Genomic DNA, 17330 nt, shown 5'->3' with positions numbered 1-17330 from the left:
GTGGCGGAACCGTCCCGGTTGACGTATACCCCTTGCTGTGGCGGCTTCGACGATTGGACTGTTGCATCCGGGCCGGATGGGTTCGGCCATCGCGGCGCAACTGATCGCGGGCGGGCACCAGGTGCTGTGGTGCCCGGCCGGACGGTCCGCGGGAACGGCGCGCCGAGCCGCGGAGACCGGGTTGACGGCGGTGGAAACGGTTCCGCGGCTCCTCGACCGGAGCGCGGTCGTGTTCTCGATCTGCCCGCCCGCCGCGGCCGAGGAGGTCGCCGAGGACATCGGGGACTACAGCGGGATCTACGTCGAGGCGAACGCGATCAGTCCACAAAGGATGATCGCGATCGCCGACCGGCTCCGCGCGACCGTGGTGGACGGATCGATCATCGGGCCGCCCCCGGACGAGCATTCGACCGCGCGGGTCTACCTGTCCGGTCCGGAGAACGCCGTCGAACGGGTACGGGGTCTGCTGACCGCAGGCAACGCCGAACCGGTGCCGCTGGCAAACCGCGTCGGCGCGGCGAGCGCGTTGAAGATGGCCTACGGCTCGTTCCAGAAGACCTCGCGTGCGCTGGCCGCGGTCAGCCATGCGATCGCCGGCGACTACGGCGTCGGCGAACACCTGCTCAGGGAGGCGGCTGCCTTCGACGGCAACGCGCTGGCGGATCCGGACGGGCTGCCGTCCACTGCCGCGCGCGCTTGGCGCTGGGCGCCGGAAATGCTGGAGGTCGCGGAAACCGCGCGGGAGCTCGGCCTTCCGGATGCGCTCGCCACCGCCTCGGCCGAGGTGCTGTCGCGCTGGGCGGACGACAAGGACGACTTCGACCTCGACCTTCCGACCACGCTGCGCCACCTGCATCGCGAATAGCGCTGCGCCTTTGTCCGTCGGCGCAGAACCGCTCGCGGGAGTGCTGACGGGGTCAGATGCCCGGCGACCACAGTCTCCTCGCGACGAAGGGTGCCGTCGTGAAGCCACCCGCTCGCCAGCCCTCCCGAACTGCTTACCCTGCACCTGGCCGGCACCGCACTAGCCCAACTCGTGGACGACGCCGGCAAGACCCGCCCTGCCCGCGAACTCCTGGCCTCGCTCCCCGGATACTCCGAACCACGCGCAGTCGGTCGAGGGTGGCACACCTACGACCTGCCATCCCGCATCCCTCTCCCGAACACCAACCGGCGACCGGAAGACCACAACCCCCGACGCTGCTCCTACGGGCCCAGTCAGCCTTTAAGACGAGGGAACAACTTCTCCGAATTCCCGCGGTCGATCGCCGCCCGCAGGCCGTCGCCCAAGGGGTAGCGTTCGAAGGTCTTGTTCATGAAGCCGACGGCTACTGCGGGAGCGAACGGGAAATCGCTGCCATACGTGATGTGGTCCGGATCCGCCACCTCCAAAAGGCTCGGCAAGGCCGAAGGCGAAGCCGAAAGGGCGATGTCGTAGTAGAACTGCCGCAGAACGGCGAGCTGCTTAGGGACCTGATGCTTCTGGTCGAGCAGCGCCCACGCTTGCTGTGCCTTGTTCTTCGTGTTCAGCATCGTGAGCAGGATGCGGTAAGAAATGTAGGGCACGAACCCGCCCGCGTGGGCGAGGATGAATTTGATCCCCGGGTACTTTTCCATCGATCCCGACAGGATCAGGCTGATCGCGGTGCGCGTGGTGTCGAGCAGGAAGTCCGCGGTGAAGGTGGGGATTCCGGGCACCTCCGGGCCGGGTAGTTCGCCTGGGTGGACGAAGACCGGCGTCTGGCGTTCGTGGAGGAACTGCAGCAGCGGCTCGAATCCGGGGTCGCCGAGGTAGCGGCCGTCGTTGTTGGCCAGCAGGACGATTCCGTCGGCGTGCAATGTGTCGAGTGCGTACTCGGCCTCGGCGAGTGCGCCTTCGACGTCGGGCAGCGTGAGGGTGGCGAAGAATCCGAATCGATCCGGGCGGTCGGTGACGACTTCGGCGGTGTACTCGTTCACGTCGCGCGCCCAGCGGCGGGCCTCCGGGACGTCTCCGAAGTAGACCCCGGGCGTGGAAAGGGACAGGATTCCGGTGGCGATTCCGTGGCCGTCCATGAACTTCAGCGCGGCTGAAGGCGACCAGGACGGCAGGTCGACGCCTCCGGGGCGAATTCCCTTGTCCCCCATCCACTTCGCGTAGCGGGGCGGCACCAGGTGCTGGTGGGTGTCGATGCGCTGGGCACGGCTCATCGGGGGCATCCTTTCTCGGGGCGGATCAGCGAAGCCGGGCAGCGAGGTCGAATACCGCCTGGGCGTGCAGCTCGAACAAGCGCATCAGGTCCACGCTGTCGCCGCCGATTTCCTTCGCGACGAACAGTCCGTCGGCGCCGGCCATGGCGTACGTCGTGAGCAGTTCGACGGAGGCGGAGTCCAGTTCCGGCATGAATTCAGCGACCATGGCCGCGACGCGTTCGTGCGCGACTCCGCGCACTTGCAGGAACATCGTGCGGGCACTGGGTTCTTCGGGGCGGCGTTCGAGGGTCAGCATGAGGCCGAGGCGCAAGAAATCCGGAGCATCGAGCAGCGCCTTCGCGACCTGCTGCGCCAGCCCGGTCATGCGCGCCAGCGGCGTTCCGTCTTCCTCCGGCAGGGACAACGCGGCGAGCCAGCTGTCGAAACTGCGCTCGATGACCGCGGCGATCAGGTCGTCTTTGTCCTTGAAATGCCAGTAAATCGAGCTCGCCGGGAGCCCGCATTTCTTGCTCACCAGCGCGATGCTGGTGCCCTCGTAACCGCGTTCCCCGGCGACCTCGACGGTCGCGTCGAGGATCTTCCGGCGCGACTCCTCGCCGTTCGCTCGACGGCGTCGCGTACCTCGTTCGTTCACACTCGCACCTTACCGTATCGGTCACTACAGGAAGGGGTTGACCACGCTGCCGGCTCAGCTTACCGTATCGATCGATCCAATTGTAGTGATGACTACAGGAACACTGTTCCCGACTCGACGTGGAGGCCCCGTGCCGTCGACCGGCTCACCATCGTCCGCTGCGCCCACAAGCATGGTGCGGCGCACTGAGAGCACTGTCCGGGTCGGTGCCCGCGACATCTTCCTCACCGAGATCACCGCCGCGGCGAACCCAGCGAAAGCGACGCCGGTGGTCCTGCTCCATGGCGGCGGCCCGGGCGCGACGGGCGCGTCCAACTACGCCCGCAACGCCGACGCGCTCGCGGCGGCCGGCAACCGCGTGCTGGTTCCGGACATGCCCGGATACGGGCAGTCGTCGAAGGAACTGGACCATGCCGACCCGTTCGGCGACCTCGCGATCTTCGTGCGCGGCTTGCTCGACGCGCGGGACATCGAGAAGGCGCATGTGGTCGGCAACTCCTATGGCGGCGCGGCTGCGCTGCGGCTGGCACTCGACCGCCCGGACCGGGTGGAGACGCTCGTGCTGATGGGGCCCGGCGGCGTCGGCACGACTCGTCGGCCGCCGACCAAGGGATTGAACGCGCTGCTGGGTTACTACGGCGGCGAAGGCCCGTCCCGAGCGAAGTTGACCTCGTTCATCCGCGAGCACTTGGTCTTCGACGCGTCCGCAGTGCCGGAAGAACTGATCGAACTGCGCTATCAGGCCAGCATCGACCCGGAAGTGGTGGCGAATCCGCCCCTGCGCCGCCCGTCCGGGCGCGGAGCGCTGCGCACGTTGTGGCGCATGGACTTCACCCGCGACCGCGACCGGCTCGCGCGCTGCCAAGTGCCCACGCTGGTCGTGTGGGGCACCCACGACAAGGTCAACCGCCCGTCCGGCGGACCGTGGCTGGCCCGCACCATGCCGCACTGCGACCTGCACCTTTTCGCCCGCACTGGCCACTGGGCCCAATACGAACAGGCCGAGCGGTTCAACCGGCTGCTGCTCGACTGGCTCGGAGAGGTCAGGTGACCATTGTGGACACCGAAATCCGCCCGGACGTCTTCGGCGCCGCGCGGCTGGGGTACATCGTCGTCGAGTCGCGGCGGCTGACCGACTGGAACCGTTTCGGGGCCGACGCGATCGGCTTGCACGTCGACGAACTCACCCGCGACACCCTGCGTTTCCGCCTCGACGACCGCGAATGCCGGTTCCTCGTCCAGCGCGGCCCGGCCGAGGACGTCATCGCCGCAGGCTGGGAAATCGACGACCACGAAACCTTCGAAATCGTACTGGGACGGGTCGCCGCCGCCGGGCTTCCCGTCACCGAAGGCTCCCCGGAGGAGGCCGCCCTGCGCGGGGTCGAACGGCTGTGGCGATTCCCCGGCCCGAAAGGCATCGCCACCGAGGTCTTCACCCGCGCCCGCACCACCGCCGCGCCGTTGCGGATGCGCAACACCGCCTTCGTCACCGGCCGCTCCGGCATGGGACACCTGGCGATCACCACCACCCGGCCCGAGCAGCTGCACACCTACTGGAACAACCTGCTGGACCTGCGCCTGTCGGACCGGATCGTCGAACGCGTCGGCCCGGCGAAACTGAACATCCGGTTCCTGCGCAGCGGGCAGCGCCACCACTCCATCGCGCTCGCCAACGTCGCCGGGCTGGCGCTCGACCCGGTCCGCACCTCCGTGCAGCACGTCAACATCGAGATCGCCACCCTCGAAGATCTCCTCGCCGGCTTTCACCGGGTCACCGAACTCGGCTTCGCCATGGCCTGGTCGATCGGCCAGCACACCAACGACCGCGAACTGTCCTACTACTGCGTCACCCCGTCGGGATTCGAACTCGAGGTCGGCTGGAACCCGGTCGTCGTAACCCCCGAACGGGAGGAGACCTGGGAACCCGCTACGTACCAAGGCATTTCGCTTTGGGGGCACACCACGGCCGGCGCAGGCGTCGCCGCCCTCATGTCGCGTTTCCAAGCCGCGGTCCGGTCGCTGCGCGAGCAGGAGGAGACCGTCCCGGCGCTGTCCTCCACCGCATTGGGTTCCCATCGCTGACATCCGTCTCAGCCAAGGAGGCACACGGAAGTGTCCGAAATCCCCCGCTACGACGTGGCCGTGATCGGGTACGGGCCCACCGGGGTCACTGCCGCCAATCTGCTTGGCGCGCAAGGCTTGAAGGTGGTCGTCGTCGAACGCGACGCCGAGGTCTACACCCGCGCCCGCGCCATCTCCACCGACGAGGAGGTGCTGCGCGTCTGGCAACAGGTCGGCCTCGCCGACGAGCTGCGGCGCGACATGCTGGCCGGGCTGCCGATCGACTTCGTCGATCACCGCGGGCGGTCGTTCCTGTCCGCGTCCTTCGACTCGGCAGGCCATGGCTACCCGCCTCAGCTGTTCATCTACCAACCGGTCCTGGAAGCCACCCTGCGCAAGGGCGTCACGAGGTTCCCGAACGTCGACCTGCTGCTGGCTCACGAATGCCTCCGGGTACGCCAGGACACCGGCGGCGCGGAACTGCTGCTGGCCGAGGACGGCGGCGAGCACCTCAAACGGGTGCGCGCCTCCTGGGTCATCGCCGCGGACGGCGGTTCCAGCCCGACCCGCGGCCAGCTCGGCGTCGGTTTCGACGGCCGCACCTACGAAACCCGCTGGGTGGTCATCGACACCGAGGTCAAGCGCGAGTGGCCCGGTCACGACCGGCTGCGCTTCCACTGCGACCCGCTCCGCCCCGCCGTGGACTGCCCCACCCCGCTGGGACACCACCGCTGGGAATTCCCCGTCCTTCCCGGCGACGACGAAAACGACCTCGTCACCGACGCGGCGGTCTGGCGTCTGCTGAGCCGCCAAGGCATCACTCGCGACGAGGTGACCGTGCTGCGGGCCGTGGTCTACAGCCACCACGTCCGCGCCGCAGCCCGCTGGCGCGTGGGCCGCGTCTTCCTCGCCGGCGACTCGGCCCACGCCATGCCGCCGTGGATCGGCCAGGGCATGGCCGCCGGGGTGCGCGACGCGGCCAACCTGTGCTGGAAGCTCGCCGCCGTCATCCGCGGCGAATTGCCCGAGACCGTGCTGGATTCCTACGAGACCGAGCGCAAACCGCATGTGCGCGAGGTGACGCGCCGCGCGGTACTGGTGGGCCGGATCATCACCGAACGCCGTCGCCGGATCTGCCAGATCCGCGACACGCTGGTGCGTCCTCTATCGCGGCTGTCGCCGGTTCGGCGACTCCTCGTCAAGCTGTCCTGGCTACCCGCGGCGCGCTACCCACGCGGATTCCTCGGCAGCGGCACCCCCGCTGTCGGCCACAAGGTGCCCCAGCCGTGGGTACTCGACAGCGACGGTGCCCGCAGCAGGCTCGACGACGTCCTCGACGGCAAGTGGACCGTGCTGAGCACCTGCGCCGCCGTCCCGGACCCGGCGTGGACCGCCGCCGCTCGCCTGACGGTCCTCCCGTCCGGAGCACAGCCGGAAAACGGATGCGTGGTCGACATCGACAACGCCCTTCTTGCCTGGATGCGGACGCATCGGGCGCACACCTTGGCCCTGCGTCCAGACGGCTTCGTCTACGCCGCCGCAGACGCCACCACCGCACTCTCCCCGCCGCCAGCCGGACTCCGGCCGCTCGACGCTGATCGCCTGCTGTCCTGAGTTGGAAGGACCACCGCCATGAACCGAAAGTTCACTCGTCGCCGCGCTGTCACGAGCGCCGCGGCACTAGTTGGCGCCGGCTTGTTCAGCACGGCGGCCGGGGTGCCTTCCGGCGCCTATCGCATCGACCTGCACGCACACTTCCTGCCGCCTGGCTACCGGGCTTCCTTGCTGAGCCACGGCTATTTCACCATCGGCGGCTACCCCACCCCCGACTGGTCGCCGGAGTCGGCGCTGGACTTCATGGACCGCTACGGGATCGCCGCCCAAGCACTGTCCATTTCGGACCCCGGCGTGTCGTTCCTCCGAGGTGCGGAGGCGCGGGACATGGCCCGGTACTGCAACACCTACGCCGCCGGGTTGTTCAAGTCCCATCCGACTCGCTTCGGCGGCTTCGCGGTGCTGCCCATGCCTGACGTGGCAGCGTCGATCGCCGAACTCGAATACGCGCTGACCGTGTTGAAACTGGACGGCGTCGTGCTGTTGTCCTCGTACGACGGCGTGTATCTCGGCGACCCGCGCTTCGAGCCGCTGATGGCCGCTCTCGACCGGCACAACGCGTACGTTTTCGTCCATCCCGCGTCAGTGTCCCAGGACTCGAAGCCGGAACTGCCCCTCCCGGATTTCCTCTACGAGTTCACCTTCGACACCACCCGCGCCGCGACCATGCTGATGTACACCGGAACGATGCGCCGCTATCCCCGCATCAGGTTCCAGCTCGCGCACGCCGGCGGCACGATTCCCTTCCTGACCTACCGCTTGGGCGTGCTCTCGAAAACCGGGGCCGCCGATTTGTTCCCGCCCGGCGTGCCGCGGCCGTCGGCGTTCGATGTCGCCGAATTGGTCAAGACTTTCTTCTACGACACCGCATTGAGCCCGGCCGCGACGGACCTGCGCAGCGTGCTCGCGGCCGGGCAGCAATCCCGCGTCGTTTTCGGCAGTGACTGGCCGTTCTCCCAGTTGACCCTCACCGGTTCCGGAGATCCGCAGCCCGAACTCAATCAGACTTTCACCGCCGGCGACCGGCTTGAGGTCGAGCGTGCCAATGCCTTGCGCGAGCTGCCTCGGCTGGCGCAAGCCGTCGGGTCCTAGGTCACCGGCTCGCAGTGGTGAGAGCCGTGAACAGCCGAGGGAGCACGTCGGTCAGATAACGGCTGTCGGCCTTGTCGGGGAGTTCGTCGAGGATCGCGCGTTCGAGCATGGTCTCGTAGAGCGCCACGATCGCGACGACGGCACTGTGCGGATCGACGGTCAGCCGCATCTCCAGGCGGTCGAGCAGGTTGTGCAGGATGTCGGCGAGAGTCTCGTGGAAGCGGCGCTCGGCGGCCGCGACCGGCGCGCGCAGGTCCGGCTGGCGGAGCGCCTGTGCCCGGAACTCGGCGTTGAGCAGGTACCACGTCTCGTCCGCCGCGAGGGACTCCATGAAAAGCAGACCGGCTTTTCGCAGCACCTCGTCGACGGAACCGGGCGCGGCCCGGCCGGCTGCCTCTTCGACGGCCGCGCGCAGCCGCTCGGCGCGCTCCCGCATCTCCACTTCGTAGATCGCCAGGAACAGTTCTTCTTTGCTGGCGAAGTTCGAGTAGAAGGCGCCGCGGGTGAACCCGGCTCGCTCGCAGATCAGCTCGACGGGAGCGTCTCGAATGCCCGTCTCGGCGAACACCTCGTAGGCGGCGGCCATGACGCGCCGCCGCGTTTCCGCACGCCGGCGGGTCATGCGCTTCGGGGTTTCCAGGCTCACGCCGGTCGTCGCCATGTCGCTCACCCTATCTCCGCCGCTCCCCCGACCAGGTGATCGGATACACGTTGCATCGGATGCACACTGCATTACGATACACGTTGTATCCGACCTGTTGGGAGCACCCGTGTCGTCCTTCCTCTACCGGCTGGGCCGCACCGCCGCCCGGGCCCGCGTACTCGTGGTGGCGCTGTGGGTCGTCATCCTGGCCGCGGCCGGCGGCGCGGCGCTCGTGGCCAATCAAGGCACCGACGACGCCTTCGCCATTCCAGGTTCGGAGTCCCAAGACGCCCTCGACCACCTCGGCCGCGTCTTTCCGGAGGTCAGCGGCACGTCCGCGCAACTGGTGCTCGTGGCGCCGGAGGGCGCGAAGGCCGATACCCCGCGGATCCGGGCCGCGGTCGCCCAAGCGGTGAGCCGGATCGGGAAGCTGGACCAGGTCGCCACGGTCGTGAACCCGTTCGACAAAGGCGTCAACGGCGCTGTGTCGAAGGACGGCCGGGCCGCGCTGATCGCCGTGCCGCTGAAAGTGCAGCTCGCCGAAGTCGACCCGGCCACCAAGACGCAGGTCTCCGGGATCGCCGCCGACCTCGCGAAGGCAACCGGCGCGGAGGTCCACACCGGCGGCGACGCGTTTTCCGACCGGGTCCCGAAGCTCAGCCCGACCGAGGGCATCGGCCTGGTCATCGCCTTGCTGGTGCTGGTGCTGATGTTCCGGTCGCTGATCGCCGCGGCGATGCCGCTGGCCACCGCGGTCCTCGGCGTCGGCGTCGCGGGCGGCCTGATCTTCCTGGCCACACTGGTCACTCCGATCTCCTCGACCGCGCCGATGCTGGCGGTGATGATCGGGCTCGCTGTCGGCATCGACTACGCCCTGTTCCTGCTCTCCCGGCATCGCGACCAGCTGGCGGAAGGCCTCGACGTCGAAGAGTCGATCGCCCGGGCCACGGCCACCGCCGGGTCGGCAGTGATCTTCGCCGGGCTGACCGTGGTCATCGCCTTGCTGGGGCTGGCGGTCGCGGGAATACCTTTTCTGACCACCATGGGCGTTGCCGCCGCCGTCGCCGTCGCGTTGGCCGTCGCGATCGCCGTCACGCTGGTGCCTGCTCTGATGTCCTTTGCCGGCAAGCGGTTGCGGCCGCGGGTCAAGAAACCGCGGCGGCGGACCCGGCAGCGTCAGAAGCCGCAGATCGCGCGCGGGTGGGTCCGGCTCGCGACCAAGGCGCCACTGGTCACCGTGCTGGTCGTGGTGGCCGGTCTGGCGGTCTGCGCGATCCCGGCCCTGTCGTTGCGCCTGGCATTGCCGGACAGCGGAACCGAAGAACACGGCAGCCCCGCGCGCGACACCTACGACGTCGTCAGCGACCATTTCGGGCCCGGCTACAACGGCCCGCTGATCGTCACGGCGGACATCATCACCAGCACCGATCCGATCGGGCTGATGAACAAGCTCGCCGAGGAGATCCGGCACGTGCCCGGCGTCGCCTCGGTGCCGCTGGCCACGCCGAATCCCAAGGGCGACACCGGCATCGTGCAGGTCATCCCCGCGACCGCGCCGGACTCCGTGCAGACCGACGACCTCGTCGCCCGGCTGCGCGGGATGGAGCCGCACTTCCGGGAAACCTACGGCGCGCAGACCGCGGTCACCGGGATCACCGCGGTCGGGATTGACGTGTCCGCGCAACTCGGCGACGCACTTGTGCCGTTCGGGATCCTGGTGGTCGGTCTCTCGCTGATCCTGCTGGCCATGGTGTTCCGGTCGATCTGGGTTCCGATCAAAGCGACCGCGGGCTATCTGCTTTCCGTCGCCGCGGCTTTCGGCGCGACGTCGTTCGTGTTCGTGCAGGGACATCTCGCGGACGTCCTCAACGTGACTCATGTCGGAAGCGTGATCAGCTTTCTGCCGATCATCCTCATGGGTGTCCTTTTCGGACTGGCCATGGATTACGAGGTCTTCCTCGTCTCGCGAATCCGCGAGGACTACGTCCACCAGGGCGATCCGCACCACGCCATCGAATCCGGGTTCGTTTCCGCGTCGCGGGTGGTCGTCGCGGCCGCGGTGATCATGCTCGCGGTCTTCGCCGCGTTCGTGCCCGACGGCAGCGCCACGATCAAGCCGATCGCCTTCAGCCTCGCGGTCGGCGTCTTCATCGACGCCTTCATCGTCCGCATGACCCTGGTGCCCGCGGTCCTCGCGCTGCTGGGCCGCCGAGCCTGGGGGCTGCCGCCGAAGCTCGACCGCGCCCTGCCGGTATTCGACGCGGAAGGCGACGCGCTCGTCCACGAACTGCGCCTGGCCGACTGGCCCGAGCCGGGCAGCACTGAGGCGGTCAGCGCCCGCGCTCTCCGGCTCGAAGACGACCGGGGCGCTCCGGTCTACTCAGGAATCGAGCTGCACCTCCAGAGCGGAGAAGTCCTTGTGCTGCACGGCACCGGCGCTTGCGGCAAAACAGCATTGCTGTACACGCTCGCCGGACGGGTCACGAAGTTCACCGGCGACCTGAAGGTGCTCGGGCGCGTCCTGCCGCAGCACGCACACGCCCTCCGCCGCGACGTCGCCGTCGTTCCCTGCCGCGACGAGGAAAACCCGGCGCGCCAGATCGCTGAAGCTCTTCGGAGCGACGCCGGGCTCATCGTCGTCGACGACGTCGATCTCGTGCTCCGCACGGATATCCGAGACCAGGTGCGCGCTCTGCTCGGCGATCGCCGCACCCGCTCCGGCGAAGCCGCCACCTTCGTGCTCACCTGCCAGGATCCCGACCGCATCCGGGACCTGCTGCCCGCTGGAGCCACCCGCCTCCACGGTCTCACCGCCGCCAAGCCCGCCGAGGTCCGCTGATGCTGAAGCCGTTCGCCAACTCTGCCCGCGCACTGGCCGCCGGGCCGCTGACCTGGCGCACCTGGGCCGGTCTCATCGCCGTGCCGCTGATCGTCATGGGCTTGCTCACCTGGGCGTTCTGGACGCCGGACGCCAATCACGGCACCGCGAAGGCGGCCGTGGTGAACAACGACGAACCGGTGCAGGTCAACGGCCAGACCATCCCGCTCGGCCGTCAGCTCGCCGGATACCTGACCCACAGCGAGGATTCCGCGTACACGTGGGTGCTCACCGATGCCGACGACGCCGCCTCCGGTCTGGCCGACGGCAGCTACGCGGCCACCGTCACGATCCCGAAGGACTTCTCGGCCCGCGCCACCTCCAGTGCCACCGGCAAACCGCTCGACGCACGGCAGGCGCGGCTGCAGGTGCAGACGTCCGACGCCGCCGGGGTCACCGATCCCAGCCTGGCGACGCACATCGCCAAGGCCACCCAGCAAACTCTCAATCAGCAAGTCGTGGAAACCTATCTGGACAACGTGTATGTCGGGTTCACGACGCTGCACCAGCAGGTCGGCCAGGCGGCCGACGGGGCGGCCCAGCTGGCCGACGGGAACCGGCAGCTGGCCGAGGCCGCCGGTCAGCTCAACGAAGGCGCGGGCCAGCTCGCCAACGGGACCGAACAGCTCGCCGCCGGATCCGGGAAGCTCTCCTCCGGGCTCACCCAAGCCGAGCGGGACACCGCGCAACTGCCCTCACTGACCCGGCAACTGGCCGACGGGGCCGATCAGGTCGCCGACGGCAACGAACAACTCGCCAGCGTCGTCGTGCCGCTGGCCAACCGGATCATCGCCGCCATCGACGCCCTCCCGTCGGCCGGCAAGGCCGCGCAGCAGTTCCGGCAGCTAGCCGACCAGTGCCCCGCCAACGGCGGCTCGCCCTCCTTCTGCAACGACCTGAGCCAGACCGCAGACCGGTTCACAACCGACGCACAGAAGATCGACGATGCGAAGGCCGCCGTCCGCGCGAACGCCGTCAAGGCTCGCGACTCCATCCAGGCCTTGGCCACCGGAGCCCGCAAGGTCGCCGACGGAAATGCCCAGCTGGCCGAGAAATCCGAACAGCTCGCCGCCGGAATCGCGTCCGCCGCGGACGGCGCCCGCCAGCTCGACACCGGTGTCCGGCAAGCAAATTCCGGTGCCCACAAGCTCGCCACCGGCACCGGGCAACTGACCGACGGTGCCAAGAAGGCCGACCACGGCGCCCACGAACTGGCCACCCAGCTCGACAAGGGCCGCGACCAAGTGCCCAGCTACACCGACGCTGAACGCGCACATCTCAAGACCGTCGCCGCCGCCCCGAGCACCTCAGCCGCCGACGGAACCCCGACCGGAACCTTGGCCCTGACGCTGTTCGCCGCTTTGGGCCTGTGGGCGCTGGCACTGGCCACCTACCTCATCACCCGCGCCGTTCCCGACGCAGTGCTCACCGCCCGCGAACCCACCTGGCGAATCATCCTGCGCGCCGCCATCCCCGGCGCGACCGCCGCCGCCCTCGCCGCCGTCGCCATCACCGCGATCGCGGTCCCCGTGCTCAAACTCGGCCTCGGCAGCACCGTCGGGTTCTTGCTGATCGCACTGCTGGCCGCGTCGGCGTTCGTGGCCCTCAACCAGGCAGCGACGGCGATCTTCGGCCGGGCCGGCCGGATAGCCTCACTGGCGGTACTGGTCCTGGCCGGAGCAACCGGTGTGCTCTCGACACTTCCGGGACCGCTGTACGCACTCGCCGACTACCTGCCCACCCATGGCGCGGTACTCGCGTTGCGAGCCGCCGCCACCGACGGCACCGGGCTGGCCACGGGTGTCGCCCAGCTCGCGGCGTGGCTGCTGGTCGGCGGTCTGGTTTCGATTCTGGTCACCGATCGCCGCCGGTACCTTTCCGCCAGAAGCATCCGCCTCCGGCGGACTCGTGCGCTGTCCGCCACTTGATAGGGAGAACGCGGCGGAGCTACGGCAGCCGTGGGTCCGAAGCGTGCTTCCCGAGAGCGGCTCCGGCCCTGCCGACAGCCAGTGCCGCAATACGTCTTCCGGCGCCGGGCCGTTGTGCATCAGCAACACGGACAGCAAGTGCCGCACCTGGCCGCGCGGCAATCTCAGCGCACGGCCGTCGTCGTCGGTCACCATGACCGGGCCCACAACTTGAAACCGGAATGTACCCCCCAGATATCACGGCAAGGCCTGCTGAATACTCGCAGTTCTCCTTATCCGTCAAATGGATGACGGAACAGTACGTTAGGCCACACTTTTCTTAATCGGACATACGCGGCGCATATCAGCGTTCCGGACGAGCCGTTTCCAGCAGCTGAGAAACAGCCTTGACCGATTGACGAAACGGTTCGTCGCTGTCCGCAAGCCGCGCCAGCGTGTACGCGCCCTGGCGAATAGCCAGAATTGTCACCGCGAGCGCCCGGACGTCGGCATCCGGGCGCAACTCGCCCTGTTCGACTCCTTCGGCGAGCACCTCTTCCAGCCGTTCTTGGATCCAGCCGTACGTTTCGGCGATCGGAGCCATGAGCTCCGGAGTGCTCGCGACTTCTTCCTCCTGGACCAGCCTGCCGAGCCGGCAGCCCCGCGTCACGACCCCGTCGGGAGCCAAGTACGCCTCGATCCGCCCGAGCAAGCTCCGCTGCCCGGCGAAGCGTTGCTCCACCTCGCGTTTGAGATCCTCGCCCATTCCGAGCTCCGCGGCACGCGCGAGCTCGGCTTTGCCTCGGAAAAAGTGGTACATGCTGCCCTGCCCGGCCCCCGCACGCCGCTGCACTTCGGCCGGGGTGGCGCCCGCGTAGCCGCGCTCCCAGAGCAGCTCTTGCATGCTTTGAACCAGCAGCTCCCCCTTGTTCCGCCGCTTGCCGCTCGCGGCGTCGACGCCCGGGCCGGTCTTCGCATCCATGTCGGCAGGCTACCACTTTGTACTTGCGGATACAGTGTACCTCAGAGTACATTGTACTTGCAGGTACAAGGCTCTGGCGACGCCTGGCACCCGCCGTTCAGGAGGAGGGACCGGAATGGGAACGGTCGAGCAGGCGCGAGCAGGCGCGCCGCCGAAGCACGCACGAGGTGCCGCGTTCGCGCTGTTTTCAGTGTGTTTGGGCTACTTCATGGTGTTGCTGGACGGCAGTGCCCTGAACATCGCACTGCCGTCCATTCAGCACGACATCCACGGATCGCTGGCCACCCTTCAGTGGCTGGTGAACATCTACACGATCCCGTTGGCCTGCTTGCTGTTGTCCTCGGGCGTGCTCGCGGACCGCGCCGGTTCGCGCCGGGTGTTCATGGTGGCGCTGACCGCATTCGTCCTGATGTCGCTCGCGTGCGCTCTCAGCGTCAACGTCGGAATGTTGATTGTTTGCCGGGCACTGCAGGGCATCAGCGCGGCCGGGGTGCTGCCGACGACGCTGGCGATCATCGCCCGCAGCTATCCCGACCTGGCCGAACGCGCCAAGGCGATCACCGCGTGGGGCGCGACCGGCGGCATCGCCCTCGTTCTCGGGCCGATCGGCGGCGGCTGGCTGACCCAATCGCTGGGGTGGCGCTCGATCTTTTTGGTCAACGTGCCGGTCGGCCTCCTCGCGTTGTGGCTTTCGTTCCGGTACGCCAAGGAAACCGAACGCCGCGACGCGGCGTCGTATGACTTGCTCGGCCAGGTGTGCGCGATCGCGGGCCTCGGCCTCGTCGTGGCCGCGCTGATCGAAGGCGGCGCGTTGGGCTGGGGAGACCCGGTCACGCTCGCACTCGGCGCGGCAGGAGTTCTCGCGCTCGCCTTGTTCGTCTACATCGAGAAAAAAGTCGCTTCCCCGATGCTGCCGTTCGGAATGTTTCGCAGGCCCGCCTTCACCGCCGCGGTGGTTTCGGGTTTCGCGTTCCAGTTCGGCACTTTCGGGCTGCAATTCATCGTCGCCATTTTCGTCGAAGAGGCATGGGGATACTCGCCGGTGCAGGCCGGTTTTCTTCTGCTGCCCTTCGCCGTCCTGCTGACTGTCGGAACCTCGTTCCTCAACCGGCTGTGGAAGGCACGCGGGATGCGCTGGCTGCTCATCAACGGCTCCTGCGTGGCGACTCTCGGCACCCTTGCCTGCCTTGCCGCTTCGACACCGTCGACGTGGCCCGCGCTGACGATCGGCTTCGCCTTCACCGGTCTGGGCGCGGGGATCCTCGCGCCCAGCATCAACGGGGCCGCACTGGCCGAAGTGGACAGTCAATTCGCCGGGCTGGCCTCGGGAGTGCTCAACACGTTCCGCCAGATGGGTCTCGCGGTCGGGGTCGCCGTGCTGGGCGCTGTCCTGAGCACTGCCGGGTCTTCAGCCGGTCTGCGCATCGACCTCGTCGTCGGCGTCGTGTGCTTCTTTACCGTCATCGTGCTCGCCGCCCGGTACATTCGCCGCTGATAATGCGCTCAACCATCATCCGGGCCGCCCGATTCCGCGAAGAAGAACTCAGTTAGGACGCTGCCCGGTCACATACCAGACATCCGTCCCTCGAATATCCTTTCAACCGAAGCGGTCGCCGGTCTCAAGACCGGCGGCCGCTTCGGCTTGCTGGAGTGCGCCACGACTTATCGCGAGGAACCCGCACGGGAGCGCGTTACACCCGATTCCGTGCTGACCTTGTTCTTTTCAGCGGGCTCGCTCGGGAGACCGCTGCGGCAGAAACCGCAGCGCTTCCTCGCTCGGCGAACCCGGTTCCGCGGTGTAGGCGACCAGCAACTGCTCCGGATGAGTGTCCACTGTGAACTGCTGGACGTCGAGTTCAAGCTTCCCGGCCACCGGATGACGATAGACCTTCGACAGCGCACGCGGCCCGCGTACCTGGTGATCCGCCCACCACCGCCGGAAATCCCGGTCCCGCACACTCAGCTCGCCGACCAGCGCTCGGCCCCGGCCAGTCCGCGTACAGCGACCGGAACGATTCGTCCACAAAGGTCAGCCGGATCAGGTTTCGTTCGACTACCGGCAATTTCCCGAAATCGGTCAGCAATGCGGCGCTCCCGCGGTTCCAGGCCAGCACGTCCATCCGGCGGTGCGGCACCATCGCCGGAATGTCGCGCATCGTGTCCAGCAACTGCCGCAACCGGGGCGCGACCTCGGGCCGGGCCGGTTGCCGTGGGGAGACCGGCGCGACGTCGGCGACCGTGAAGGGGTACGCGCGTTCGTCCGGCGCGAGCTGCAGGGCATCGGCCAGCGCGTCGAGCACCGACCGGGAAACGCGGTTCGTGCGGCCCTGTTCGAGCCACACGACGTAGTCGACGCTGAGGTGTGCGAGCTGGTCGCGGCTTTGGACCGCGCCGAAGCTGGAGACAGGCGAACCGACGTCTCCTTCCCCAGCAACAACCTCCGCATCGCAGCCCACCTCTATCTCCCGGACACCCCTGGCCCGCATCCCGCGCTGGTCGTCGGGCACCCGGGCACCGGTGTCAAGGAACAGACCGCGGGCTCGTACGCCGAACTGATGACCGCGCACGGCTACGCCGCTCTCGCCTTCGACCCAGCCCGGCTCGGTTTGCTCGGCATCCGCGCGTCCGGCGGTGTTCGACGCGATACTGACCGCTTCCCGCGGCCCGCCGGTCTTCCCCGCGAACGAACAGGAAGCCCGTGCCGCCGGCCAGCACGCTTACGAGGGCTGGGAGTACTACTGCACCCCACGTGGCGCGCACTCCGGAGTTCTTCGGCAAGCACCTGTGATCGTCGGGCGGCACGGTCCTGCGCGCCGCAGGTCTACTGTCCGGCGATCCCGGAAGCAGTGTCGAGCGGACGTTCGAAGAAGGTCTCCAGGACGACGATCGCCTGGGTGCTCGTGACTCCGTCGATCGCGTAGAGGCGGCGAAGCGATGCCTGCAGCTCCTCCGTAGTCGACGTGCGGATCTTCACCAGCAGGGCCGCCGGGCCCGCGATGACATGCGCCTCGACGACCTCGGGGAGCGCCTCGATCGCTTCGCTCGTCGGCGAGTCGCCCATCCAGGCGTTGGCCTCCACCAGCACGAACGCCGCCACTCCCCGGCCGACCGACGACGGATCGACGTCGACGGTGGTGCGCCGGATGACGCCCTGTTCGCGCAGCTTCCGCACTCGCTCGTGCGCGGCGCCCGCGGACAGTCCCACGGCCTGCCCCAGCGCGCTGTAGGCCTGGGTGGCGTCGCGCTGCAGCTCGTCGAGAAGTCTGCGATCCAAGTCATCCACAGCTTGACGATATCAGGTTCAGCAAGACAAGCTATTGGCGAGA

Annotated in this window: 13 protein-coding genes and 1 pseudogene; 8 read left to right on the top strand and 6 right to left on the bottom strand. The window is 68.2% G+C overall.

Annotation, left to right across the window (positions count from 1 at the left end):
* The first annotated feature begins 37 nt into the window (after window positions 1–37).
* Window positions 38–865 carry a DUF1932 domain-containing protein gene (locus ABD156_RS35520; protein WP_344284322.1) on the top strand — a complete coding sequence of 276 codons (828 nt, stop codon included), beginning with the start codon at window positions 38–40 and terminating at the stop codon, window positions 863–865.
* A gap of 353 nt (window positions 866–1218) precedes the next feature.
* Here ABD156_RS35520 and ABD156_RS35515 read toward each other — a convergent pair whose 3' ends face one another.
* Both ABD156_RS35515 and ABD156_RS35510 read right to left on the bottom strand, forming a co-directional pair.
* Window positions 1219–2190, bottom strand: coding sequence for an amidohydrolase family protein (locus ABD156_RS35515; RefSeq protein WP_344284319.1), 972 nt, complete (start codon window positions 2188–2190; stop codon window positions 1219–1221).
* Between the two features lie 25 nt (window positions 2191–2215).
* The gene (locus ABD156_RS35510) at window positions 2216–2827 is read right to left on the bottom strand and encodes a TetR/AcrR family transcriptional regulator (RefSeq protein WP_344284316.1); all 612 of its coding nucleotides are present in this window, start codon (window positions 2825–2827) and stop codon (window positions 2216–2218) included.
* 172 nt (window positions 2828–2999) lie between these two features.
* On the opposite strand from ABD156_RS35510, the gene ABD156_RS35505 reads away from it, so the two are divergent.
* The 4 genes from ABD156_RS35505 to ABD156_RS35490 are packed head-to-tail and all read left to right on the top strand — an operon-like array spanning window position 3000 to window position 7594.
* Window positions 3000–3878 carry an alpha/beta fold hydrolase gene (locus ABD156_RS35505; protein WP_344284314.1) on the top strand — a complete coding sequence of 293 codons (879 nt, stop codon included), beginning with the start codon at window positions 3000–3002 and terminating at the stop codon, window positions 3876–3878.
* Window positions 3875–4909 carry a VOC family protein gene (locus ABD156_RS35500; protein WP_344284311.1) on the top strand — a complete coding sequence of 345 codons (1035 nt, stop codon included), beginning with the start codon at window positions 3875–3877 and terminating at the stop codon, window positions 4907–4909. Before ABD156_RS35505 ends, ABD156_RS35500 begins: the two co-directional genes overlap by 4 nt.
* A 30-nt stretch (window positions 4910–4939) precedes the next feature.
* The gene (locus ABD156_RS35495; RefSeq protein ID WP_344284308.1) at window positions 4940–6502 is read left to right on the top strand and encodes a bifunctional 3-(3-hydroxy-phenyl)propionate/3-hydroxycinnamic acid hydroxylase; all 1563 of its coding nucleotides are present in this window, start codon (window positions 4940–4942) and stop codon (window positions 6500–6502) included.
* A gap of 18 nt (window positions 6503–6520) precedes the next feature.
* The gene (locus ABD156_RS35490; RefSeq protein ID WP_344284305.1) at window positions 6521–7594 is read left to right on the top strand and encodes an amidohydrolase family protein; all 1074 of its coding nucleotides are present in this window, start codon (window positions 6521–6523) and stop codon (window positions 7592–7594) included.
* A 1-nt stretch (window position 7595) separates the two neighbouring features.
* On the opposite strand, the gene ABD156_RS35485 is transcribed toward ABD156_RS35490, so the two are convergent.
* Window positions 7596–8255: a TetR/AcrR family transcriptional regulator gene (locus ABD156_RS35485; protein ID WP_344284303.1), complete on the bottom strand. Its 660-nt coding sequence runs from the start codon at window positions 8253–8255 to the stop codon at window positions 7596–7598.
* 109 nt (window positions 8256–8364) lie between these two features.
* On the opposite strand from ABD156_RS35485, the gene ABD156_RS35480 reads away from it, so the two are divergent.
* Together ABD156_RS35480 and ABD156_RS35475 are read left to right on the top strand one after the other, a co-directional pair.
* Window positions 8365–11076 (top strand): MMPL family transporter, encoded by a 2712-nt coding sequence (locus tag ABD156_RS35480; RefSeq protein ID WP_344284300.1) that lies wholly within the window; start codon window positions 8365–8367, stop codon window positions 11074–11076.
* Window positions 11076–13043: a YhgE/Pip family protein gene (locus tag ABD156_RS35475; protein ID WP_344284297.1), complete on the top strand. Its 1968-nt coding sequence runs from the start codon at window positions 11076–11078 to the stop codon at window positions 13041–13043. Before ABD156_RS35480 ends, ABD156_RS35475 begins: the two co-directional genes overlap by 1 nt.
* A 343-nt stretch (window positions 13044–13386) precedes the next feature.
* Here the strand turns inward: ABD156_RS35475 and ABD156_RS35470 are convergent, their stop codons facing one another.
* The gene (locus ABD156_RS35470; protein WP_344284294.1) at window positions 13387–14004 is read right to left on the bottom strand and encodes a TetR/AcrR family transcriptional regulator; all 618 of its coding nucleotides are present in this window, start codon (window positions 14002–14004) and stop codon (window positions 13387–13389) included.
* Window positions 14005–14119: 115 nt separating this feature from the next.
* Here ABD156_RS35470 and ABD156_RS35465 point away from each other — a divergent pair, with 115 nt between their 5' ends.
* Entirely contained in the window at window positions 14120–15499 is a 1380-nt protein-coding gene (locus tag ABD156_RS35465; RefSeq protein WP_344284292.1) for an MFS transporter, read from the top strand.
* A gap of 228 nt (window positions 15500–15727) precedes the next feature.
* On the opposite strand, the pseudogene ABD156_RS35460 reads toward ABD156_RS35465, so the two are convergent.
* Together ABD156_RS35460 and ABD156_RS35455 are read right to left on the bottom strand one after the other, a co-directional pair.
* A pseudogene (locus ABD156_RS35460) lies at window positions 15728–16490 on the bottom strand (helix-turn-helix transcriptional regulator).
* A gap of 335 nt (window positions 16491–16825) precedes the next feature.
* Window positions 16826–17287 carry an Lrp/AsnC family transcriptional regulator gene (locus tag ABD156_RS35455; RefSeq protein WP_344284289.1) on the bottom strand — a complete coding sequence of 154 codons (462 nt, stop codon included), beginning with the start codon at window positions 17285–17287 and terminating at the stop codon, window positions 16826–16828.
* Between the last annotated feature and the right edge of the window lie 43 nt (window positions 17288–17330).

This window comes from Amycolatopsis albidoflavus (assembly GCF_039525725.1).
GTDB classification, from domain to species: domain Bacteria; phylum Actinomycetota; class Actinomycetes; order Mycobacteriales; family Pseudonocardiaceae; genus Amycolatopsis; species Amycolatopsis albidoflava.
The sequence above is the reverse complement of the archived record's forward strand: the minus strand, read 5'-3'. Positions and strand labels throughout refer to the sequence as shown.